General features: G+C 70.2%; 20 protein-coding genes and 1 pseudogene. 13 read left to right on the plus strand and 8 right to left on the minus strand.

Annotated features, from left to right (window positions below; genetic code table 11):
• The 4 genes from QLQ12_RS36610 to QLQ12_RS36625 all read left to right on the plus strand — a co-directional run bounded on the left by QLQ12_RS36610 (position 1) and on the right by QLQ12_RS36625 (position 7,359).
• Positions 1-2,859 (plus strand): DUF6519 domain-containing protein, encoded by a 2,859-nt coding sequence (locus QLQ12_RS36610; RefSeq protein ID WP_282765423.1) that lies wholly within the window; start codon positions 1-3, stop codon positions 2,857-2,859.
• Between the two features lie 435 nt (positions 2,860-3,294).
• The gene (locus QLQ12_RS36615; RefSeq protein WP_282765425.1) at positions 3,295-3,672 is read left to right on the plus strand and encodes a hypothetical protein; all 378 of its coding nucleotides are present in this window, start codon (positions 3,295-3,297) and stop codon (positions 3,670-3,672) included.
• Complete coding sequence (locus QLQ12_RS36620) at positions 3,669-5,882, plus strand: hypothetical protein (RefSeq protein WP_282765427.1); 2,214 nt, start codon at positions 3,669-3,671, stop codon at positions 5,880-5,882. The genes QLQ12_RS36615 and QLQ12_RS36620 overlap by 4 nt, the downstream gene beginning before the upstream one ends.
• A 97-nt stretch (positions 5,883-5,979) precedes the next feature.
• Complete coding sequence (locus QLQ12_RS36625) at positions 5,980-7,359, plus strand: serine/threonine-protein kinase (protein ID WP_282765429.1); 1,380 nt, start codon at positions 5,980-5,982, stop codon at positions 7,357-7,359.
• On the opposite strand, the gene QLQ12_RS36630 is transcribed toward QLQ12_RS36625, so the two are convergent.
• Entirely contained in the window at positions 7,356-7,910 is a 555-nt protein-coding gene (locus QLQ12_RS36630) for a hypothetical protein (protein WP_282765431.1), read from the minus strand. The two genes, QLQ12_RS36625 and QLQ12_RS36630, sit on opposite strands and share 4 nt — an antisense overlap.
• Before the next feature lie 88 nt (positions 7,911-7,998).
• The gene (locus QLQ12_RS36635; RefSeq protein ID WP_282765433.1) at positions 7,999-8,559 is read right to left on the minus strand and encodes an RNA polymerase sigma factor; all 561 of its coding nucleotides are present in this window, start codon (positions 8,557-8,559) and stop codon (positions 7,999-8,001) included.
• Positions 8,560-8,891: 332 nt separating this feature from the next.
• Between QLQ12_RS36635 and QLQ12_RS36640 the strand changes: the two genes are divergently transcribed.
• The 3 genes from QLQ12_RS36640 (at position 8,892) to QLQ12_RS36650 (ending at position 12,711) form a co-directional block, all read left to right on the plus strand.
• Complete coding sequence (locus QLQ12_RS36640) at positions 8,892-9,878, plus strand: Acg family FMN-binding oxidoreductase (RefSeq protein WP_282765435.1); 987 nt, start codon at positions 8,892-8,894, stop codon at positions 9,876-9,878.
• Between the two features lie 167 nt (positions 9,879-10,045).
• On the plus strand, positions 10,046-12,148 hold the full coding sequence (locus QLQ12_RS36645; RefSeq protein WP_282765437.1) for a sensor histidine kinase: 2,103 nt from the start codon (positions 10,046-10,048) through the stop codon (positions 12,146-12,148).
• Positions 12,149-12,219: 71 nt separating this feature from the next.
• On the plus strand, positions 12,220-12,711 hold the full coding sequence (locus QLQ12_RS36650; protein ID WP_282765439.1) for an ATP-binding protein: 492 nt from the start codon (positions 12,220-12,222) through the stop codon (positions 12,709-12,711).
• Positions 12,712-12,747: 36 nt separating this feature from the next.
• On the opposite strand, the gene QLQ12_RS36655 is transcribed toward QLQ12_RS36650, so the two are convergent.
• Positions 12,748-13,590 (minus strand): GAF and ANTAR domain-containing protein, encoded by an 843-nt coding sequence (locus tag QLQ12_RS36655; protein ID WP_282765441.1) that lies wholly within the window; start codon positions 13,588-13,590, stop codon positions 12,748-12,750.
• Positions 13,517-14,296, minus strand: a complete 780-nt coding sequence (locus QLQ12_RS36660) for a GAF and ANTAR domain-containing protein (protein ID WP_282765443.1) — start codon at positions 14,294-14,296, stop codon at positions 13,517-13,519. The genes QLQ12_RS36655 and QLQ12_RS36660 overlap by 74 nt, the downstream gene beginning before the upstream one ends.
• A gap of 657 nt (positions 14,297-14,953) precedes the next feature.
• On the opposite strand from QLQ12_RS36660, the gene QLQ12_RS36665 reads away from it, so the two are divergent.
• Positions 14,954-15,127 carry a hypothetical protein gene (locus QLQ12_RS36665; protein ID WP_282765445.1) on the plus strand — a complete coding sequence of 58 codons (174 nt, stop codon included), beginning with the start codon at positions 14,954-14,956 and terminating at the stop codon, positions 15,125-15,127.
• Positions 15,128-15,129: 2 nt separating this feature from the next.
• A complete protein-coding gene (locus tag QLQ12_RS36670; protein ID WP_282765447.1) occupies positions 15,130-15,408 on the plus strand; it encodes an ATP-binding protein in 279 nt (92 codons plus the stop codon).
• Positions 15,409-15,429: 21 nt separating this feature from the next.
• Here the strand turns inward: QLQ12_RS36670 and QLQ12_RS36675 are convergent, their stop codons facing one another.
• Together QLQ12_RS36675 and QLQ12_RS36680 are read right to left on the minus strand one after the other, a co-directional pair.
• The gene (locus QLQ12_RS36675; protein ID WP_282765448.1) at positions 15,430-16,449 is read right to left on the minus strand and encodes an Acg family FMN-binding oxidoreductase; all 1,020 of its coding nucleotides are present in this window, start codon (positions 16,447-16,449) and stop codon (positions 15,430-15,432) included.
• 378 nt (positions 16,450-16,827) lie between these two features.
• Positions 16,828-17,229: a hypothetical protein gene (locus tag QLQ12_RS36680; RefSeq protein WP_282765450.1), complete on the minus strand. Its 402-nt coding sequence runs from the start codon at positions 17,227-17,229 to the stop codon at positions 16,828-16,830.
• A 319-nt stretch (positions 17,230-17,548) separates the two neighbouring features.
• Between QLQ12_RS36680 and QLQ12_RS36685 the strand changes: the two genes are divergently transcribed.
• The 3 genes from QLQ12_RS36685 to QLQ12_RS36695 are packed head-to-tail and all read left to right on the plus strand — an operon-like array spanning position 17,549 to position 19,310.
• Complete coding sequence (locus tag QLQ12_RS36685; RefSeq protein ID WP_282765452.1) at positions 17,549-17,848, plus strand: hypothetical protein; 300 nt, start codon at positions 17,549-17,551, stop codon at positions 17,846-17,848.
• On the plus strand, positions 17,848-18,456 hold the full coding sequence (locus tag QLQ12_RS36690; protein ID WP_282765453.1) for a hypothetical protein: 609 nt from the start codon (positions 17,848-17,850) through the stop codon (positions 18,454-18,456). Before QLQ12_RS36685 ends, QLQ12_RS36690 begins: the two co-directional genes overlap by 1 nt.
• Positions 18,378-19,310: an alpha/beta hydrolase gene (locus QLQ12_RS36695; RefSeq protein WP_282765455.1), complete on the plus strand. Its 933-nt coding sequence runs from the start codon at positions 18,378-18,380 to the stop codon at positions 19,308-19,310. The genes QLQ12_RS36690 and QLQ12_RS36695 overlap by 79 nt, the downstream gene beginning before the upstream one ends.
• Before the next feature lie 49 nt (positions 19,311-19,359).
• Here QLQ12_RS36695 and QLQ12_RS36700 read toward each other — a convergent pair whose 3' ends face one another.
• Positions 19,360-21,288 (minus strand): methyl-accepting chemotaxis protein, encoded by a 1,929-nt coding sequence (locus QLQ12_RS36700; RefSeq protein ID WP_282765458.1) that lies wholly within the window; start codon positions 21,286-21,288, stop codon positions 19,360-19,362.
• 77 nt (positions 21,289-21,365) lie between these two features.
• Between QLQ12_RS36700 and QLQ12_RS36705 the strand changes: the two are divergent.
• Positions 21,366-21,656: pseudogene (locus tag QLQ12_RS36705) on the plus strand (sigma factor-like helix-turn-helix DNA-binding protein); the annotation flags it as partial.
• A 41-nt stretch (positions 21,657-21,697) separates the two neighbouring features.
• On the opposite strand, the gene QLQ12_RS36710 reads toward QLQ12_RS36705, so the two are convergent.
• Positions 21,698-22,594, minus strand: coding sequence for a LysR family transcriptional regulator (locus tag QLQ12_RS36710; RefSeq protein ID WP_282765460.1), 897 nt, complete (start codon positions 22,592-22,594; stop codon positions 21,698-21,700).
• Positions 22,595-23,040 lie beyond the last annotated feature (446 nt).

Raw genomic sequence — 23,040 nt, forward strand, 5'->3', positions numbered from 1 at the left:
ATGGCCCACGATGTGTCCCGTTCGGCGTACGACGCACGGGTGTCCAAGCACTGGAGCGGTGTCCAGGCCCAGCAGGGGCGGCTGCTCTCCGACGACGACTGGAACGAAGCGCAGGCCATCGACGCCGACGACACACGGCGTACCCGGGCGCAGGTGATCGGCGCGGCCGGTTCGCCGGACAACGGGTTCAAGGTGGCCGCGCCGCGGATCACCGCCAACAAGATCGACTTCGATCTGCTGCCGGGCACGATGTACGTCGGCGGGCATCGGGTCACGCTGGACCAGACCGAGGCGTTCACGCTGCAGCGGGACTGGTTGCAGCAACCGCCGTCGGAACGGCCGGACACGGGCGGCGCCGAGCGCATCGACGCCGTCTATCTCGAGGTCTGGCAGCAGCCGGTCACCGCTGTCGAGGACACCGAGCTGACCGAGGTGGCGCTCGGCGGCCCGGACACCTCGGTGCGGTTGCGCACCATGCGCCGGGTCCGGGTGCTGCCGAACGTCGGCACGGAGAGCTGCAGCGCCGCGTGGGCCGCGGTGCGGGCCAGACTGGGGCCGTTGTCCGAGGACAACGAGCTGACCAGCGGCGCGACGCTGCGCGTCGGCTTCGTACCGAACGCCGGCTCGGGCGACAACCTGTGCAGCCCGTCGGCGCAGAACGGCTACCTCGGCGCGGAGAACCAGGCGATCCGGGTCGAGGTGGGCGCCGGCGGGAACAAGCTGCTGTGGAGCTACGACAACGCGTCCCCGCTCTACCGCGTGCGGGTGAGCACCCAGGCCGGTGTGCAGACCGTCCGGTTCCTGCAGCCACCGAAGGACGAGGCGCACTGGCCGCTGGCCCAGCAGACGGTCGAGTTGCTGCCCTGGTCGGCGGTGCTCCCGAACGGCGAGAAGGTGGCCGAGACGCACGGCGGCTTCCTGGCCAAGGTCGCCGCGTCGTACGACCCGGACGCCCGGACGATCACCACGACGCCCCCGGTGCCGGCTGCTTTCGGCGCCACCTGGCAGAGCCGGAGCGACGCCACCACCCTCAGCACGGTTCAGGACAGCTTCTTCTACCTGCGGGTGTGGAACCGCGGAGGGGACACCGCCTCGGTCAGCGAGATCCCGTTCACCGCCGGCACGCCGGTGCCGCTGACCGGCACCGGGTTGACCGTCACGCTGAGCGGCGGGCCGCTGCGGCCGGGCGACTTCTGGATCATCGCCGCACGGCCGGAGAGCCCGGCCCGGGTGGTGCCGTGGCGGCTCGAGGCGGGGCTGCCCGCCGAGGGGCCGCGGCGGTTCTACGCTCCGCTGGGCATCGTCCACTGGCGGCCGGGCGGCGGGCACACCACGGTCGACTGCCGCGACACGTTCGTGCCGCTCACCAAGGACCGGGGCTGCTGCATCACCGTGTCGCCGGCCATCAACTGGCAACACCGGCTGGACTCGATCGCCGGCGCGAACGACGTCTGCGTCTGCTTCCAACCCGGCGACTACGAGACCGACCGCACCATCGAGTTCCGCAACAAGCACGTCCGCCTGCACGGCGACGGCGGCGGCAGCCGGATCACCGGCCGCGGGGTGGAGACGGTGATCCGGTTCGTCGACTGCACCTCGGTGGATGTCTCCGATCTGTCGGTCCGGGCCGACACCCCGGCGCCGTCGCAGGGGCCGGGAGCCAGGCCGAACCTCGGCGGCGCGATCACCACCCGGAACTGCGAGCGGGTGTCGGTCACCCGGGTCACCGCCCGCTGCGCCTCCGGGCCGGTCACCGCCGCGGCGGCGATCTCGCTGCACACCACGTTCGGCGGCGAGCAGGCGGTGCGGTCCACGGCCCGGGTGAACGGGTGCGATCTGGTGGCCGGCGCGAATCAGGTCGGCCTTCAGGTAGTCAATTACGGACGCACCACGCTCATTGACAACACGGTGCGGGTGGACGCCGCGGAGAACGGGAAATTCGCGGTCCATTGGCTGCAGGACGAACAGTTCCTCCGCCGTTTCCGGCGCACCCTGCTCTACAATTACGGGCTCCTGGGCGAAGACACCGGCGGCCAGCAACCCAAACCCGGGTGGTCGCCGATCAGCGTCGGCGGTGTCAAGGTCTGGATCGTCACCCATCCGAACCTGCGGGATCCATGGCAGACCGTGGCGAATTGGCGGAGGCTGCCCGGCCGGCGGCGCGACTATCTGGCCATGGGCGACTTCCTCAACGACATGGCGGAGAGCCTGCTGCGGGGCATCGGCGTAGTCGGCGTGCACACCTCACCCGCCTTCCGCACGTTCATCGTCCAGCTGTTCGCCGGCGCCACCGCGGCCACCGGCGTGCGGATGGTGGCGGCCCGCGGAATCGTCGTCGGCGGTACCGTCGCGCACGACGTACGGATCAGCGGCAACACCGTGCGAGACGTGGTGCAGGGCATCCACGTCGGGGTCAGCGCCCGGCGGAAGCGCAATCCCGGCCGTGACGCACCCGTCTCGGACACCGCCGGCCGGGTCGTGATCAGCCACAACGTCGTCCACATCGCGCTGATGCCGGAATCGGTGACGGAACGGCACGGCGTCTTCGTCGGCAACAGCACCAGCCTGCTGATCGACGGCAACCTGGTGACCTGCGAGAAGATCGGCACAGCCGGGCGGCTCCACATCGAGGGAATCCGGGTGTACGGCTTCTACGGCCCGTCCGCCCTGATCGCCCGCAACCACCTGAGCGGTTTCTCGGTCGGCATCCGGACCGCGGCGATCAATAACGCGACCGCCGGACAATCATCTTTGTGGCGGGTTTCCGACAATATCGCGGTGGGTTCGTCCATGTCTGTCGACCGAAGACTGAGGGACGGCGAGGCGACCTTCGTGGACCCGGCCGGAAACAAGCCGTGATCGCTCATTTCGGCCGATGACGCATGGGCCCGGGAAGCGTAGGATGGGCGTACAGCCAGTAGAGCATTGGTGCTGATCTGAGTCGCCCGCGTTCGTCGTGTGCTTCGAGGATAGGGTTCGAGTCCCGGTTGCTGGATATAGGTTAGGGAAGTGGGGGCCCATTCGGGCCCCCACTTTCTTTTGATCAATTCTTGGTGATCGTCGACCCGGCCGGGTCGATGTCCCCGCGCCTCGGCGCCCGGCTCGGGCCGGCGCCACTGACGGCCCCTTCCGGCTGACACCTGAACGGATGCTGTCGCAAATCTGCAACGCACATCACCACTGGTGAGCACGGGTGCGCGGAGATTGTCCTCCCCTCGGCGCTTCCCCGGCACGGTCCCGGCCGCAACCCTGTCACAGGCCTGACCCGCCGAGCACCGGCCAGCGACGAGGAAGATGATGACCTCCTTTTACCAGCAGTTCAACACAACCGGAAACGCCAGTGTCGGCAACCAGATCGGCCAGGTGAGTGGTGGTCTCCACCAGGGCGCCGGCGTTTACGCCGCCGCTGCCGGTGACCTCGCGGGCGGTCTCGACCGGCTGAGAGACACGCTGAACCAGGCACACCGCCGCGGCGAGATCGACGCGGCGACCCTGGCCGACGCCCAGCACGAACTCGATGCCGCTGAGGCCGCCCTTCCGGCCACCGACGAACAACAGCGCGGACAGGCCCGGCGAGCGCTGCGCAAGCTCAGCGGGCTACTCAGCGGCGTGGCCGGATTCGGCGCTCAAGTGGCCACGGTCCTGTCGACCTTCGAAGGGATCGGCGCATGACGGAGTGGGACGCCGACGCGAGGCAGGTCCTCATCACCGACGGGAACGCGTACGTCGACACCCAGATCGGCGTGCTGCACGGCGACGCGCACATCTACCAGGTGGCCGGGAACGCCACCCCGGAGGAACAGTTCCGGGTAGCGGTGAACTATCTGCACGGCGGCCTCCCGGACGAGGCACGCCGCCGGATCCGGACAGCGGTGATGGAGAGTGGCCTGAGGTCCGCCGAGGTCGCGTACCGGTGGACGCTGGCCGTGCTCAGCGGCCGGCGCCTGGCCGATCTCGACGCCGACGACTTCGCGGCGCTGGACCACGCGTTCGCGATGGCCGAGGACCAACCCAGCGGGCGCTTCTGGCGGTGCACTGCCGTGATCCAGCGCTTCGTCGGGGCGCTGAGCGACATCGGGCCGGACGGGCGACCGAACCCGCTGTCCTGTGCGGAGGCGATGCGCTGTCACGCGGAGCTTCCCGAGAACGATCGAGTGGAGATCGAACGCCATCTCGATCAGTTCCTGGCGCACATCCTCGAGGACGACGCCGAGCAGCACAACAGCGAACGCGTCCGGGCCGCACGGATGGCGGGCGATCGCCGTACCCGGGTGCCGAAGTTCTTCGAACCGGACCCGGCCCCACCGGTCCGCAAGGTGCCCGTGCCCACTCCGCCCGGCACCGCGTGGCGACCGCTCGCCGCAGCCGCGGGCATCGCGCTGTTCGCCCTCTGGGTGTTGCTCGCCGCGCTGGCCGAGGTGAGCGTCCTTGCCGTCCTCCTGGTTCCGGTGCTGCTCGGCACCGGCGGCTGGTACGCGGGCCGGCACCTGATGGAACGCGCCTACCTGCGCAGCCGCCGCGACGCCAAGGAGGCCGAGCTGGTTCGTGGCGAACGCTCCGCGATCGAACGTCCCGGGAACTCCGCACCGGAGGAGGGCTTCACCGAGACGGTCACCGCCATGATCGACGCCGCCTTCTCCCAGCGGCAGCCCGCCGACCATCGCCGGGACGCGTTCTGGCGCGAGACGTGGGGTCTGCGGGCGGCGCTGCACGGCGACCTCGTGGATCTCTACGCCTTCTCCGGGCTGCCCGCCGCGAGCGTCGCCTGGCTGGTCAACCACCATGCCGACGACATCGCCCGGCGCTGGAAGGCAGGAGGCCTCGACGATTTCCGCCACGACCGGGCGACCGCCCCGATGGCTCCGCCGGCCTTCCTCGGCGGCCTCACCGCGCTCGTCGGAGCTGCCGTGATCTCCGTGCTGACGCTGCTGGGCAGCCAGTTCTTCGCGCTGCTGCTCACCGCCGGCATGCTGTACGCCGCCGCCCGGGTCGGCCGCCACGGCGCCATGGTGCTGTACGGCGAACGCCGGCGGATCGCCCTCGACACCGCCGAGTTCGACCGCCGGTGGGAAGCCGAGCAGACCGCCCACCAGCGCCGGGTGGCCTGGCTCGCCGACCGGCCCACCGACGTCGAGATGGGACAGTGGCTCGCTCTCGATCTCGCGTACTTCAAACGGGGCGCCATGGTGGAGAGCCGGCTCACCAGCCAGGAGGTCTTCACGCACGTCATACTCACCGAGGCGGCGCCGGGCACCGTCCGGGCCCGCTTCGTCGGTGGGCCGTTCCGGCACTCGGCCTACACGGTGCTGCTCTTCCTGCTCACCGGCGGCGGGGTACGCAAGGTGCAGGCCCGGCTCGAGTTCGCCTCCGGCAAGTTCGTCGGCGAGCAGCGCGAGAACTTCCAGTACCGGTCGATCGTCACCGCCAAGGTGAAAGAGGTCAGCGTACGTTTCGACGACGGGCAGCCGCGGGTGCTCAGCGACGACGCCGAAGCGGTGCAGCGGGACAAGGTGGTTCGGCGGGAGGCACTTGAGCTGGCCCTGTTCGACGGCTCGAAGATTCGTGTGCTGGTCGACCACTTCGGCGCGGAGACGATCGACCGGCTCCGGGAGTCCCCGGAGGATCTGGCTGGCCTCGCCCGCGAGAGCTCCGGAGTCTCCGGCGCACTGCGAGTCCTGGAGGCGGTTGCCGGCGAGGGCAAGGAGTGGATCGCGCTGGAACTCGGCCGGACCTATCGCCGTCTCGCCCGCCGCCGGTCCATGCCATCGGCCGAGCAGACCCGGCGGATCACCGTTCCACCAACCCCGCGTGGGCCGCACCATCGTCAGGCGCCGGGTGAGACACCCGGGACAGCGGTACGCCATCGCCGGTCCGGACCTTGATCTGTGTGGCGTCGTGGTCCGGTCCGGAGAACAGCCGCGCGGTGCGGATCGAGAACGCTCACCGCGGGTGCCGTGACGGCGAGGCTATGCTCGGGCAGTGGTGACCCCTCCGGTCCGGATCGGGTCGTACCGCATCGAACGGTTGCTCGGTGTCGGTTCCTTCGCAACCGTCTGGCTGGGATACGACCCGTCACTCGACGCCCACGTCGCCATCAAAGTGCTGGCCGAGAACTGGAGCCATGATCTGCGCATCCGGGAGCGGTTCCTGGATGAGGCACGGTTGCTCTGGCGGCTGGACGACGATCGCATCGTGTCGGTGTACGCGCTCGGGGAGTTGCCCGACGGCCGGCCGTACTCGGTGATGGGCTGGGCCGACGGCGGTAGTCTGCGCGATCGGCTGGCCCGGGGACCGATTCCGGTCCGGCAGGCCGGACCGCTGCTGCGGGCGATCTGCGAGGGTGTCGCGGTGCTGCACGATCACGGCATCGTCCATCGTGATCTGGCGCCCGGCAATGTACTGTTCCGGTCCCGGCCGGCCGGGACCGGGCAGGGACCACACGCCGAGCATGTCGTCATCGCCGATCTGGGGCTGGCCAAGGCGCTCGCGACGGCCTCCGGCCTGACCGCCCGGGCGGGGACGCCCGGCTACATGGCGCCGGAGCAGGACGATCCGCTGGCGGTCGTCGATCGGCGTACCGACGTCTTCGGTCTGGGGCAGTTGGGTGTTCGGCTCTTGGGCGCACCGGTGCGCCGCCGTCCGGGTGAGCCGGTGCGGCTTCGCGAAGGCGTGCCGGGCAAGGTTGCCGACGTGCTGCGGACGGCGACGGCACCGCGACCGGCCGACCGATACTCCGACGCCGCGGCGCTGGCGGCGGCGCTGGACCGGGCCACGACCGCGACGCGGACGAGGCCGCTGGTCCGCGCCGCATCACGGGTGACGATGTGGTTCGCGGCGGCTGCCCTGGTTGCCGGGCTGACGTCCGACGCGGTGGGCGGTCGTTTCTCGCGGCAGCCGGGGGTGGCGGTGGACGCGACCGGCCGGATCGCCGTCCGGCTCCCGGACGGGTGGCGGGCCACGACGGGCCGGTGGGCCTGGCCCGGGCAACCGGGTGGTCCGCGATACCCGGCACTGCTGGTGTCGCCTGACCCGGCCCGGTGGCGCACCGACGAGGCGGTGCGGGGCGCGTTCATCTGGCTGGCACGCGACGGCACGGCCGACCGTACGCCGGCCGCGGTCATCGCTCAGCTTCCGCATGCCGGCTGCGCGCCGGCTCCGGTGCGCCGCAGCCGGCAGGCCGGCATCGACTGGGTCATCGCCGGGTTCGACTGCGCCGACCGGCGAGGCCGGTTGGTGGAGGCGGCGGGCACCGCACCGGGCGGAACCGGATTGGTGTACGTCCAGGTCGCACCGCCTGCGGGCAACGCGTCGGTCTTCGTCGACACGTTGCTCGCGGGAGTACGGGTGCGCGCCGGTTAGCGGACGACCACGACCGTGATGGTGTAGGTCCGCTCGTCCTGCGGGATGGTCACGGTGACCGTGCCCGGCCTGACGAACCGCAGGTCGACCACGCCGCCCGCGTAGTTCTGTGAGACCAGGGACCCGGGCGTCGCGGTGACGAGACCAGGCCCGATTCCCTGCAGCCGCAGGACTCCACCGGTGTGGAAGCACATCGACTTGACCAGGTCCAGCACGGTGTTGCGCAGGTCCAGGTCGTGCCGCACGGCGCCGTAGCAGGTGCCGGTCGGCTTGGTCGAGGTCGGCTTGGTCGAGGTCGGTTTGACGGTCTTGGTCCGCACCGGCCCCGGCGCGGCCGGCTGTCTCGCGGCAGCGGGCTCGGGGTTCTGGGCCCGAGCCGGCGCGCTGGGCGTGGCCGACGGGACCCGGCCCGGCGCGGCAGACGTCGCGTTGTCAGCGGCTTGCGGGGGCCGTGGCGACACCGACGGGTCGCCGCAGGCGGCGAGTGGCACGGTCGCCATCACGGCGATCGCCCCGGCGGCCGCGATATGACGGAACTGGAGATGACGCATGTCGGCTCTCTTTCGTCGATTTTTTGGACTGTCACCCTGTTAGTCACGTCGGCACCGCCTTTTGTTCGCAGCTTTGTCAAGGTCTTCCTCATTGGTGGTTCAGGCTGAGGCGCAGCCGGCGGCGGGCCTCATGGATGCGGGACTTCACGGTTCCCTCCGGGATGTCGAGGAGTTCGGCGATGTCGCCGTAGCTCAAACCGAGCACGTCCCGCAGGGCGGCCGCCTCCGCATAGTCCGGCGGCAGTCCGTCGAGGGCCTCGAGCAAGTCGACGCGAGTGGCGGCCACGACGCTGGTGCGCCGCGGGTCGGCCTGGTCCGGCAGCGGGGCGCCGGACGCCTCGCCGCCGCGCCGACGGCGGATCACCTGGTAGGTCGACCGGGCCCGATTGGCCGCGAGACTGTGCCACCAGGTGCGGAAGGTGGACCGGCCGTGGAATTTCCCGATTCCACAAGCCACCGCCCACAGCGTGTCCTGGCACGCTTCCTCGGCGTCCTCACGGTTCGGAAGGAATCGCCCGCACAACCGGAGCGTCTCCGGCCCCACCGCGATCAGAAGCGAGTTCAGCGCTGCCTGGTCACCCGCCGACGCCTCTCGCGCCAGCGTCTCGATGTCGGCTCGGCCGAGTTCGACAACCATGGGATTCGTCATTCACTGAGCATGCGCTCATTTATCACCGCCCGAGATTTCGCGGTATGCCACGTTCCGAATCGGCGTAAGCTTGCGGTGACATTCGCATACGAGTGACAGCGTCGGCCGGAGCCATCCGCTGACGCGACTCTGCCGCCTGGACCCCGCGGGTACGACCGGACATCCGACACCTCAACCGAGGTGGCGTCCCGTACTCACCTGTGGTGCCACGCGAAGGCGATGATCCACGAACTTCGGCCGTGAACGGCCGTCAGTGTCCTGCGGCGCGGCCGGGGCGACGTCTGGTGAGTCGAACCTGCTCACGAAGGACTTCCATGATGTTCAGTGACGCCATGACCCATCCGACCGACACCCAGGTCGGCGCTCACGCCCTCGAGGAGGCGGCCGCCATCGGCGGGTACGCCCCGTCGATCTGCAACACCCAGCCGTGGCGGTGGCGGCTCACCGCCGACACGCTCGAACTGCGCCTCGCCTCCGAGCGGATCATGCGGGTCACCGACCCGGAAGCGCGCCTGGCGACATTGAGCTGCGGCGCGGCCCTCCACCACGCGCACGTGGCGTTGCGGGGGCAGGGCTGGGACGCCATCGTGACCCGGATGCCGCGCGACGGCGACCCGGACGTGCTCGCCCGGCTCCGGGTCACCGGCCGGGCGCCTACCGACCCGGCGTCGGTGGAGTACCTCCGGACCATTCCGTTGCGGCACACCGACCGGCGTCCGGTCGCCGGATCACCGCTCGACGCGGCGGACATCACCGCCGTCGTCGCAGCGGTGCAAGCCCAGGACACGGAGTCGCACACGCTGCGGCCCGATCAGATTCTCGAGCTGGCCGCCGCCGTCGACCACGCGCAGTGCAGCGAGGCCAAAGATCCCGCCTGGCGGGCGGAACTCGCTGCGTGGGCAGGCGGGACCCGGCCGTCCGGGTCGGGGGTTCCCGACGCGGCGATCCCCGACCGGGTCACACAGACCACGGTGCCGGGCCGCGATTTCGGTCATCACGGTGACCTGCCGGTGGGCGCCGCACACGACACCGCGGCGGTGTTCGTCATGCTCTACGGCCGCGGCGACGACCCGATCGACTGGTTGCGTGCCGGTGAGGCGCTGTCCGCCGGCTGGCTCACCGCCACTGCTCGCGGTGCCACCGTTCTGCCGTACAGCGCACCGATCGAGGTTGTCGCCAGCCGTCAGGCGATGCGGGCGATGATCGCCAGCGTCGGGCACCCGTATCTGTTGCTGCGCCTCGGCCGCACCGACACGGCTGCCGACCTGGCACCGCACGCGCCCCGACTGCCCGTCGAACAGATCATCGATCGTGCCTGACAACGTGCGGCCCGGCTGATACCGACCACGGTCTGGCCGCCCGGGCAGCGACTCCCTGCTTGCTGTCCCTGATATCGATGAGGTCTCTCATGGCTTTTGCAGAGATACGAAGGAATGAGCCGGGCCGACGTCGTACGGGTGGCAACGTTCACCCGGCGCCGGGCCGGATGGATTCGCGGCATGGGGGTTCGCCGCAGGCCGCCGCCGATCATCTGATGACGTTGATGGCGCAGTCCGCGCAGGCGCCCGTCGCGATGGTTCACCTGCTGGACGGTGAGCAGTTACGGCTGGTCGGCGCGTACGGCCTGCCGCCGCAGTGGGCGAGCGCACTCTCGGTGCCCGTGTCGTCGGCGCTGGCCGGGCTCGTGATCGCGCAGGGGCGGCCCATGGTGATCGGCGACATCACCGCTGATGCCCGGGTGCCCACGGAGGCGTCGGCACGTGCGATGGGTGAACGTGCTTACCTGGGCTATCCGGTCCGCGACGTCGACGGCGCGGTCGCCGGGGTGTGCGCGGTGCTGGACTATCGGCCACGGCTGTGGCGGCCCGACCATCTCACCGCGGTGGATCAAGGGGCGCAGGCATGCACGGCGTTCGTGGCCGGGCCATGCTCGGCCGCCCGGACCGATGAGGCGCAGAGGCTGCTGGCAGCGCTGCTCCACAGCTTGCAGATCGGTGTGGCCGCCTGTGACGCCGCGGGGCGGTTGGTCTTCTCCAACCAGGCGAATCAGAACCTCAACGGCGAGTTGCCCGAAGGCATCGACCTGCGGGCGTGGGCCCGGCAAAAACTGGTCCAGCCCCCCGCCGGCATGCTGCCCCCGGCGGTGGGACCCCTCATGCGGGCCTTGGCCGGCGAGCGTCTGCACGGCACCGAGATCATGGTGGAACGGCCGCAGCAGCGGCCTTCGATGCTGCTCGCCGACGCGGAGCCAGTCACCGACGCCGACGGCGGGTCGCTGGGAGCCGTGGTCACGTTCCAGGACGTGACCCACCGGCACAGTGCCGCCGTGTTGAAGGACTGCGAGCTGACGATCCGGCGCCTGCTGTCCGACTCCGAGATCCGCCCTGCCGACGAACTCCTTCAGGAGACCATCGGCACGATCGGGCGCATGCTCGACTGGGCGGCCACCGAGTTCTGGACCATCGACGAGGTCGGCACCGTCCTGCTCCGGCGGTTTCAGTGGACCGATGAACGGAAACTGTTGCCGCCCGGCCTGCCCGAGCGGCTCGGCCATGGCCAGGGCATGCCCGGGCGCGCGTGGCAGACCTCCGAGACGGTCTGGGCCACGGACCTCAGCACCGACACCGCCGCGCGCGTACAGGCCGTCGGCTGGGGCCCGCTGCGCTCGGCGGTGGCCGTGCCGGTGCCCATCGGATCGGTCACGCGGGGCGTTCTGGCCTGTTACAGCACCTACACCGAACACCCTGACGATGTCCGCACCGCCGTCATGGCCGGCATCGCCGCCCACATCGGGCAGTTCCTCGAACGCCGCCGTGGCAGCGCTCTGAGCGACGAACTCGAGCACAGTCGCGACGAATACATCGCCCTGGTCGGGCACGAGATTCGCACGCCACTGACCAGCATTCTGTCGTACGCCGCCATGATGGTCGACGATCCCGACCTGCCCACCGGCGATCGGGTCGAGATGCTGCAGGTGGTACGGCGCAACACCGGCCGCCTGCAGGTGATCATCGACAAGCTCCTCGACATCGCCGGCATGCAGTCCGGGGACATCGCCATCGACTCCCAGCGCATGGACCTGAGCGCGACCGTGCGGGCCGCCGCCGCCGCTTTCCGCACCCGTTTCACCGGCAAGGACGTCACCTTCGACATCGACGGACCCGACGAGGCGATCCTGTGGGGCGACCCGCGCCGGCTCACTCAAGTCGTCGACGAACTGCTCACCAACGCTGTCGACTGGGCCGACGACGGCAGCCGCATCATCGCCACCGTCACCACCGACGGACCCGCCACCCAGCTCACCGTGTCCAACACCGGCCAGGTCATTCCCGCCGCCGAACGCGAGCAGCTCTTCCAGCGATTCTTCCGCACCCAGGGCGCCCTCACGAACGCCGTCCCCGGCACCGGGCTGGGGCTGTCACTGGCCCGTACCATCATCGAACAGCACGGCGGAACGATCACCGCCACCAGCGACGACGACCCACCCGGCACCACCATCACCGTCCGGCTACCCACCGACCGGCCCGCACCCCCACCCGACGGGATTCGGGCGACAACAGCCGACGCCGCGCCCGGCGCAGCCGGGTGAGGCGCCGGTCGGTCCCCTGCTCGCCGGGCCGTATCCGGCGATAGTGACGCTCGAACCCCGACACCGCGCTGGTGAAGATCGGCGTGCACGGCCGCTGGTCGCGGCGCCTCGGCGCCACCGTGTCCGCGGCGATCGCCAAATGTCTGGCCGAGCCGCCGGTGGCTGTCATCGCCGACCTGTACGACCTCGGCGATCCCGACGCTGCCAGCATGCCGCTGTGGCTGGCCGCTCACCGAGCCGCGAGCGTCCTGCGACCACCGGTGCCATTCGCGGTATGCCTGCCCACCGCATCCGAACTCGTCGTCAACGCCGTCGAGCACGCCGGCACCGACATCCGCGTCACCGTGTCCCACCGCGGTGGAGGTATGCACCTCGCGGTACACGACGGCGTCAGCCGGCTTTCCCAGCCACGTCACTCGCAGCCCTCGACCAGGACAGACCTTGTGACCCGGCGCGGGACGGGACTCAGGGTCGTTCACGCCGACGCCGACGCCTGGGGCGCCATACCCACCCGCGGCGGCAAGATCGTCTGGGCCGCCGTCCGCGCCCGCCCCGGCGGCTGACACCGGCGCCCTCGCCGGGCGTCTCGATGCCGGCCGTTACGTGTCGAGGAGTTGTTGCAGGCTGTGCGGGTCCGTGACGACGGCATTGGCGACCTCGGTCAGCCGGCGGTTGTGGTTCCGGGCGTAACCGCGGATGACGGTGAACGCCTCGTCGACGCTGATGCCACGCGCCTGTGCGACCGCGCCCTTGGCCTGTTCGATGATGACCCGGCTGTTCAAAGCCCCCTGCAGTTGCTCGGTGAGCGTTTCACCGTGACTGATGGCGCGTTCCTGCAACAGACCGATGGTGGCCGCGTCGGCCAGGGCCTGCATGACCGTGACGTCATCGCCCCCGAAGTCCCGGCCGGGGGTGTCACCGAAGACGTTCAACGTCCCGATCACCTCCCGGCGCAACCGCATCGGAAAGGCGTGCACCGACTGAAACCCCGCCTCGACGGCAAGCGGCGCGAAGCGGGGCCACCGGCCGGCCGCGTGGCCCAGATCCACATTCACGACGGGCTCACCGGTGTGGAACGCCTCCAAACAGGGGCCTTCCTCGTTCTGCACCACGAACAGTTCCACCAGAGTGACGTTCTCGGTCGACCCGGCGACGAACTCCAGCCGCCCACGGTGGCCGGCGAGCAGCATGCCGACGGCCGGCGTTTCGGTCAAGTCGGCGACCCGCTCGGTGATCATGTGCATGTACTCGAGCATGTCGAACTCGTCGACCAGCGTGTCGGCGATCTCGACGAAGATCGTCGCCAGTTTCTGCACGGATACGGTAATCATGCCTGCCTCCCGGCCTGGCCGGCGTTCACGTATGCGGTCATGGACGGTCCCGGTCGAAATGCAGCCGGCGGGCGACCACGTCGCGGGCCACGTCGTCGAGGTGGCGGCCATGTGCGAACGCGTACGCCCGCATCCGGGCCATGGCCTCACCGATGGAAACCCCCAGCTGCACCATGACCATCCCCTGGGCCTGGAACAACTCGGCACGGTGCTCCCCCGCGTCGGCGAGACCGTCGCCGAAACCCGTCGTCGTTGCTTGCTCGTGATGGTCGAGCAACGCCGTCATGGTCACCTCCGCGAAGACGAGCGCGTCGGCGAGTTCGTCACCGGTCAGCGACCCGGCCCGGCGGCGGAAGACGTCGAGCACACCGAGGCGCACAGCACCCAACTGCAGCGGGAACGAGAAGACCGCCCGGATCCCGCTGTCCTGGACAGCCGGGATGTACATCGGCCAGCGCGCCGGCGACACACCGCCGAGGTCCGGCACCAGCACCGGGCGCCGCAACGAGAACGCATCCCAGCACGGCCCCTCACCGAGCACGAACTGCAGCTCCTCGATGCGCTCGGTCAGCGGGTCCGACGCGGCGTAGACCCCCCGGGCTCCCGTCTCGGTCATCATGCTGATCCCGGCGCCCGACGCCGCCAACGTGTGCGTGGCGGCGGTACACACCCGGAACAGCAACCCGACCCCGCCGCCCGGCGGGAACGGCTGATCCTCGATCAGGTTGCGGATCATGTCGACGCGATCACCCACGGCGGCCACCCGACGCCCGGCGCCCACCGACCCGGCGACACCCCGCCAAGCCAGCCCGACCACGCGGCTCACCATGCGACACGGCGGTAACCTCCACGCCAGGGCCCCTTGGCCGGGCCGGGCAGTAAGGACGAATCTATACAGCCTACGCATCCCTCCGGCCGAGGTTCCAGCACCCCGCCATCGGCGGCGCACAGCAGGTCGGACCCGCCGGACCCGGCATGCACGTCGACTGGGCACGGGCGTTCGCCATCGCAGCCGTCAGCACCGTACGCCCGGATGTTGATGCCCGTAGCGACGAGTTGCCGAGGCCGGGGACGATCCGGCTCATCGCCATGCCTCGGCCTCCTGTTCTTCGTAGCGGCAAGCAACGATCCACGCTTCGATGCCCTGAGGCGAGGCAGCTGTCCGCCGCCACCGGATCGCATCCGCGAACTGCGCGGTCTCACCTGTATTCTCGGCGCCCGGCACTGTGTGCCCCATTCATATACCGTTGAACCAGCGGCGATGTCACTTCATCGCCGTCCGCTGCTCCGGACCTTGGTAGCGCACCGTTCTCCCCGGGCGCCCTGGAGCTGCCGTGAAGTCTTCAAAAGGATGACCACCCTCGAACAGGTACGGCCCAGCCTCCGTACCTGGTCGCCGCCGGAACCGATCGTCGTGGTGTCTCGGTAGGCGTCATGGCTGACGTGAGCGCCACCGTGGTCGAAGTGACGGTGCATGGCCGCTGGTCACAGCCCCCTCCGCGGTCAGGTGGCCACCACTCTGCGGCTCTGTCTCGCCGGACCGGCTACTGCCATCATCATCGATCTGCACGACGTGGGGGATCTGCACGGGGTGAGCTTGCCGTTCTGGATGGCGGCGGTAAGGGCGGGCCGCGTGGCGCCCTACTGATCATGTCGGAACTCGCCACCAACGCCGTGGAACACGCTCGCACCGACGCCATGGCCACCGTTGCCGGGGACGGCACCCGGCTGCACCTGGCCGTTCGTGACGGCGACACCCGGTATCCCCGTCTCACCGCGCCGGTCTCCGTCCGCGACGGAATTCCGCTCGACGAGCAGGGACGAGGCCTCCGGCTGGTCCATGCCGTGGCCGCTGCCTGGGGCGCCATACCGGCCCGCGGCGGCAAGGTCGTGTGGGCGACCGTGTCCCCCGCCTCACCGTGCGCGTAAAGGTGCCGGGCGTGCCCGGGGTCACGTGTGGCGGCCGTTCCATCCCCGTTCGATGACCTGTGCGGCGGCGAGTCGCGGAGCGCGCGCGGCGGCGCTGCCGGCCGGGTCTCCGGCGCTGATGCGCAGCACGAGGTGCGGGTGCCCGAGGCCGGCGAGCAGGAGCCGGATGCGTTCCCGGGTCACAGTCACTTCGATGGTGGCGCTCAGCGGCAGGACCGACAGGCCCAGTTCGGTGGCGGTGAGCCAGGCCGCGGACAGTGCTTCGCCGGTGCGGAGCCAGTTGGCCTCGTCGTCGGCGGGGCCGTAGAGGATCGCGAACGTGGCGGCGTTCCCGGGTGCGCCGGTGACGGGTAGGTCGCCGTGATGGCCGAAGTCGCGGTCCGGCACGGTGGCCCGAGTGGTGTGGTCCGGGATGGCGGCGTCCGGGATGCCGCTGCCCAGCGGCCGGGAGCCACCGGTCCAGTAGGCGAGTTCGGCCTGCCAGGCGATGTCCTCGTTCTCGGCGCGCTGGGCCTGGTCAGCGTCTCTGGCCAGACCGTACACCTGGTCAGGGTGCAGCAGGTGCAGGCCTGTGCCCGCGGACTCGGCGGCCGCGACGACGGCGTACAGGTTGTCGGCGTCCACCGGAGCGGCCGCGGTGGGCCGACGGTCGGTGTGGCGCAGCCCAATGGTCTGCCGGTGGCGCCGCGCCTCGAGACTGACCGGGATCCGCCGGTCGAGACTCAACCGCGCGAGGTGATCGGGGTACGCGGGGTCCGGCATGCGCGCGACGTCGGTGTGCCAGCCATCGGCGGCGAGGCCGACCAGGGCGTGGTGCAGGGCGGCGCCGCAGCTCAGGATGGCCAGCCGGGAGTCGCGGTCGGTGACGTCGAGTGCCCGGCTGTGGTCGAGGCGCAGGTTCAGTTCGTTGCCGGTGAGACGCCAGCGCCATGGCTGGGTGTTGTGAATCGACGGGGCGTGCCCTGCCATGGCAGCGGCCGCGGACAGTGCCCGGGCCTGGGCGCGGGTGTCGGCGGCTCCCATGGGAGTGTCGGTGCTCATGCCGGGTTCCTTCCTGGCGTGCCGAACGTCGGGTTGGTCAGGGCATGCGCGGCCAGGTCCAGCTCGGGGTCCGGCAGGCCGTGCGATCCACAGGACCACATGAGGAGATCCTGACTTCGGCCGCAGCCGGATATTCGTGCCCGAGAAACAGTCTGCGTGCGAAACGCACCTGATCGCTGCGGCGGGCGAAGAAACGCCGAGACGCTCACAGCGGCCAAATACCAGTCCACCGGGTCCAGGGCGACACCTTGACCCTACGCCTGTTCGCCGCACCCGGCAGGGCGCCCGTCGGCGGGCTCGGCGATGGACTTGTTCACGAGCCGGTTCTCCTGGACCGAGCCGGGCGTCTCCCGCGGGGGCATCAGCGTGCCGCGCGGTTCAGACGATCGGCTGTGGCAGGCCCTCGTGGTTGAGGTAGACAACGATTCGTAGACGCCGCCCATCGTCGTACAAGAGGAACGAGGAGGCCAGGGCGATAGATTGTCCGCCGGATGTCCGTGGGGCGTGCCAGTTGGTACTGACCAAGAGGTAATGCCCGTCGAGTTGGCGCCACGAGCGTTCGATGAGTTCAGGGGTGCCGATTCCCGCGTTCTTGAACATGTCGGTTCGGTGGGACAGGGTGCGTAGAAGCGCATCTCGAGTCGTTGGCCGGGCGCCGCTGTTGTTTGCCGACAGGAATGAGTCGGCAAAGCAGTCGCCGAGCAGATCTGGGCGCGACGTCTCACTCGCAGAGGAGAACGTGGCGAGGAACTGGTCAATGCGCGCTTCGATGTTGTCCATGGGGTGTCGTCCTCTGTGAGGGACCCGCGAGGGGTCACGCGGCAGGACAACATTAGGCATAGAAGTGGGCTATCTTACCATTTATCGTTAACTATTGCTAGTACCGTCCGGGTCGTTCTGGCCGCCGAATGGCGGAACGCTCCAGGAACTTCGCAGCGGTGCCCGGTACCTGCCGGGGCATCGTCGACCAACCGGCCGGCGGAAGCCGAGCAGGCCCTCGACCACCGCTGCCCGCATTGACCTGATCTGATATATCTGCATCGGGCAGCCGCTGGGATGCGGCGTCGCTGCTCATGCGAAAACGGGGGCAACAGACCATATGAAGGCGGATCCGGCCGCGCTCGACGCGGCGGCGCAACAAGCGCATGACCTCAGCCGCCGGTGGACGACCGCGGCCGCCGACGTGGAGCCCGAGACCCGGTCCGCGATCGGTGCGCTCGGCACCGGCTTCTCGCTGCGGGCCGAGGTGGAGAACGTGCTGTCCGCGCACACCGCCGAGGTGACGATGTACGCACGGTACCTGCAGGAATTCGGTGATGCCTTGTCCGCGACCGCGACCGACTACCGCACCAGCGACGCGACCGGCGGCAACCGGTTCTGGTACCTCAAGGAACGTTGATGCTCACCCTCACCGAACTCCGCGACGCCCGCGTGGACGCCCTCGACACCGCCGCCGACGCGTGGACCGCCTTGGCCCGGCTGGCCGAGGACCTGGCCAGCGACGCCGTCACCGAACTGGCCCGGCCGTTACGCGGCTCCGGATGGGACGGCGACGCCGCCGCCGCCCGGACCGCCGCGGCCGCCCTGAATCTGACCGAGGCCGGCATTCCCGCCGCGGGCGGCGACCACCGCGCCGCACACGACTGGTGGGCGGGGCGCAGCCCGGAAGAGCGGCACCTGTACGCGACCGCCTGGCCAGACCGGGTCGGGGCCCTCGACGGGCTGCCGGCCACCGACCGTGACCAGGCCAACCAGCTGGCCCTGCGCAACTACATCGGCGACAGCGTCAACCGCCGTGACGACCAGGACAACAGCCAGCACGACCGCGCCGTGAACCTGCTCGACAAGCTGAAGCCAGTGAAGAGCAGCCGGAGCAGAAGCGGCTGTACCTGCTCGGCTTCCAACCGCTCGGCGACGGCACAGCGGCCGTGGCGATCGGCAACCCGGACACCGCGGCCCACACCGCCCTGCTCGTTCCCGGGGTCGGTACCGAACTCGACGGCTTGAACACCGCCCACACCGCCGGCGGCTCCCACCTCACCGCAATGGGACACAGCTACGGCAGCACCGTCCTCGGTGAGGCCGCCAGTAACGGCGACGGCCTCGCCGTCACCGACATGGTCGCCGTCGGCAGTCCCGGCATGCGGGTGGACAACGCCGCCGAGTTCAACATCCCGACGGACCACATGTGGGCCGGCGCCGCCGCCGACAACTACGTCGCCCGCCCGGAGAACTCCACCTTCGGCGACTTTCTTCTATCGCCGGCGACTACGACGCCGCCCGCATCTTCGGAAAGGCCCCGTAGCGTGTCCCACCTTCAACTCCGCGCCGCACATGCCGTACTCGCTCTCGCCGTCGTAGCGTCACTCGCCGGCTGCACCGGCACCGGCCAGAACGACGACCGTCAACCCGGCGACCCGACAAGGAGCCAAGTTCCCGTGCGGACCCAGACCGTGGCGCAGGCCACGAGCCAGGCCGAAGCCGCTGTCAACGCGGTGGCCGAGGCGATCGGCGGCCGCCCGGAAGGCTGGGACGCGACGACCGTGCCCTGCACCAGCCGCTCCGGAGCAGCCGCGGCTGACAGACTCTGGCAGCTCCAGGGCGCCGCGAACGTCCCCGTCACCGGCGGCGACCAACGCGCCGCGTTCGACCGGCTCAAGAGCACCTGGCGGCAGGGAGGCTACGAGATCACCGGCGAACAGACGTTCGGCGACGGCACCCGCACGACCCTGTCGGCGCGCGACCACAGCACCGGCGCCACCATCACCGTGACAACCACGAAGGACCTCGCCCGCGTCGCCGTCGTTCTGGCCAGCCCCTGCTACCGGCCCGCGCCCGGAGAAGACCCGGCCAACGACTGACGTACGGCCGGCAAGCACGCGCCGACCGCATCCCCCGCGGCGTCGGCAGTCACGTGGTGAATCGCGTGACGATCTCGCGCAGCCGCTCGGCGGTCTGCGCGAGTTCCTGTGACGCGCGGGCTGTCGCGTCCGTACCGTCGGTCGTCCGGTTCGCTTCGGCGATGACGGAACCGACCCCCGCGGCGATCTGCGCGGCGCCGCCCGCCAGGTCGCTGATGCCGTGTCCCATCTCCGCCGTGGTGGCCGACTGTTCCTCGACTGCGGCGGCGATGGTGGACTGGATCTCGTTCACTCGGGCGATCACCTCACCGATCTGCTCGATCGCGTCGACCGCGGCGAGGGCGTCACCCTGAATCGCGTCGATGCGGGTCGCGATGTCCTGGGTGGCCCGGCTCGTCTCCTGCGCCAACTCCTTGACCTCACCGGCGACCACGGCGAATCCCTTGCCGGCCGACCCCGCCCGTGCCGCCTCGATCGTCGCGTTGAGGGCGAGCAGGTTCGTCTGTGTCGCGATCGCGGTGATGACTTTCAGTACGTCGTTGATCTGCGCGGAGCTGGTGCCGAGACGGCCGACGGTCTGTTTGGCGTCGCGGGCCGCGTCGACCGCCGAGGTGGCCACGGCGGCGGCCTGACTCGCCCCGGACGCGATCTCGTTGATCGACGCGGACATCTCCTCGGCGCCGGCCGCGATCGCCGACACGTGACCGGAGACGCTGTCAGCGATCGTGCCGACATGCTGTGCCTGGGTGGCCGTCGACTCCGCGGTCGCGCGCATGTCCCCACCGACCTGGGACAGCCTGGCGGAGTTCGCGGCGACCTCGTCCGCGTCAGCACGCAGGCCGTGCACCGCCTTCCGGATTCTGGTCAGCGCGTCGTTGAAGGCGGCGCCCATCTGGCCGACCTCGTCGCGCGTGTCCACCGGCACCTGCTGGGTGAGGTCACCGTCGGCCAAGGCGCGCAACGCGGTGACGATCCGCCGTAGCGGCACTGTGGCGGACAGGTAGAAGCCGACCAGGAGATAGCCGACCAGAAGGAGGGCCACGGCCGCCGCGGCCTCGACGACGTACGCCTTCGCCTGGAAACCACTGATCCTCGTCGCGAGCAGCGCGTCGAGTTGTGGCGCGAGTTCGTCCACGAGCCGCACCAGAGCGGTCCACGCCTCGTCCCCGGCAGCGGGGGTGACCAGCGAGAGCCGGCCCGAGGCCACCGCTTCGTCGACCTGTGCGAGCAGGGCTTCCACGGATTCACGCTCGGCGGTGATCGACCCTTCGGCGTCAGCCAACTGGGGGCGGGCCGTCTTGGCCAGGGCGGTGGCCATTCCCGCGTCGACCGCCGCCTGCGTACTCGCCAGCGCGCCGGCCGCACGCGCCAGGTGGAGCTGGGTGGTCCGGGCCACGGCCGCGGACTGGCCGGTCGCCAGTATCGTCTCGTCGACGGTCCGACCAGCCTGGTCCAGCAGTTGCGGCAGCCGGAAGACCAACGTGTCCATGACGTAATAGGAGTCGAGGTCGGGATCGAGGGTGAGATTCGACGCGTCGGAGACGGCGACCACCAGGCCGAGCAGAGCGTCCAAGGCCTTGTTGTACGCCTCGAAGGCGGGTGCGCCGGCATCTGAGTCAGTGGCGGACTCCACCTCCGCCTTGGCCGCCGCCCACGTGTCGCCGACGCCGAGTTCCGCTCCGTTCGCCTCGTTGGCCGCTTCCATCTCGGTCATCGCCGCTCTGGTGCCGGCTTCCTCCGGATCACCGCCCGAAACCGCCAGATGCCGGGCCCGCACCGTGGCCGAGGTCAGCCCCAGCAGCGGTTGCAGGTAGGCGACACCGACACGTTCGCTGGCGCTGAAAGCGACCTGACCGGTCTGAATTCCGACGTAACCCCATGTCACGAAGCCCAGCGGCAACAGCAGCACCACCGTGACGACAACAATCTTGTACGCGTACCGTAACCGCCCGAGCAGTACACGCGCTGGTGTGAACATTCTGTCCGCCTGGTTCGAATGTCGGATACCTACTCCCCGATCGGCAGCACCCGGCGGCAACTGAGCAGCCGTCAGATGTGCGCGCGAACTCCCGCCTCGGCCGTTCCAAGCACCGTCCCAGGGCCGGGGCGCAGGCTCGGGCACACACGCGTCGAGCGCGAGGCCGATCTCCGGAACAGCGGTCCGGCCGGGCGAACGGCACGCCGGAGCTGCGCCTCGCGCTGATCGAGACGCTGGCCCAGCTCAGCGTCGAGGACCAGGCGGTGCTGGTGCTCCGGCACGCCGAGGACCACGGCATCGACACCGTCGCCATGATCCTCAACGTCTCGATGTCGGTCGTGAAGATGCGCGACGCGCGGGCGCTGGCCCGGCTGCGCGCCCTCCTCGGCGACGACTTCCGCATCACGGATCAGGAGGTGATGACCTCAGTCACGCAGCGGCGGAGCCACTCGTGGGCGCCGTCGGTGTCGTGCCGGCGGTGCCACGCCAGGGAGACCTCCATGATGGGCAGTGCGACGGGCGAGGCGAGCACCTGTACGCCGGGTACCCAGGACGCGTGTTCGCCTCGTCGTACCGGCAACAGGCCGACCAGGTCGCTGCGCGCGACCATCATCAGCGCCTCGGTGTGCGACGGCACGACCGCGACCACCGCGCGGCGCAGGCCATGCGCGGCTAGGGCGGTGTCCAGCGGGCCGGTGGCGAGGCCCAGGCGGGAGGCGCTGACGTGGCCGGCGGCGGCCAGCCGGGCCGCGGTGAGGCGGCCGCGGGCGAGGGGATGCCCTTCCCGCACCGCCAGCGCCATCTCGTACTGCGCCAGTGGCTCTACCTGGACATCCGGCGGCGCGCCGTGGATGACGCCGATCTCCAGGTCGACGTCGCGGTCCCGCAGCCGGCCGGAATCGGTGGCGCCCTCGCCGAGAAGCCGCAGCGTCACACCGGGCGCCTCGCGGCGAATGCGGTCCAGCAACCGCGCGCCGACCACGGCGGCCAGGTCGGCGGCCACGATCGAGAAGGTACGGGTCAGCCGGGGCAGGTCCGGCATACCCGGCGGCGTGAAGATCGCCTCAGCGCGCTCGAGGAGTTCGCGGGTGGCGATCTGAATCTCCAGCGCCCGTGGCGTCGGCGTCATGGTGCGGCCGGTACGCACCAGGATCGCGTCACCGGTGGCCTTGCGGATACGGGCGAGCGTACGGCTCATGGCCGGCGAGGAGAGGTGCATCCGCCGCGCGGCGCCACCCACGCTGCGCTCGCCGAGCAGCGCGTCGAGCGCGATAAGAAGGTTCAGATCCATCGGTGGTTGCGCCACATGCATCCTTCAGGTGCGAAAGTTGCATTTGAGGTTAACTCACTGAGCCCTTAGCGTCGTTCACATGACTTCGACCGGCCCACACTGGACCGCCTGATGATCAGGGCGACCGTCGAGTGCGTCGCTCGGCGCGCGTCCCCGAGGCGGGCACTACGCGACGCTGCGGGCCGGCCCGGTCCGCACATCACGATTATCTACGGCGTGCGAGGAGTCCCGCGTGCGGGGCTCGTGCGACTGTTCGATCCACGCTACCGGTTCGAACGGCGATCTGGCGCCGCGGATCCTTCGGCACGGTGGCGCGGGCCCCTCGCCCGGCTCCGGCCGAGCAGTACCTGAACCGCCCGCAAGGGCGGCTCCCCATCCGCCCGGCGATGCGATAACCCGGGCTGACCACGTCGGTGGCGCTGGGCACGATCGCCCGCGCAGGCGCCGTGCTGGTCCACGGC

This window comes from Actinoplanes sandaracinus, from assembly GCF_030009775.1.
GTDB lineage: Bacteria > Actinomycetota > Actinomycetes > Mycobacteriales > Micromonosporaceae > Actinoplanes > Actinoplanes sandaracinus.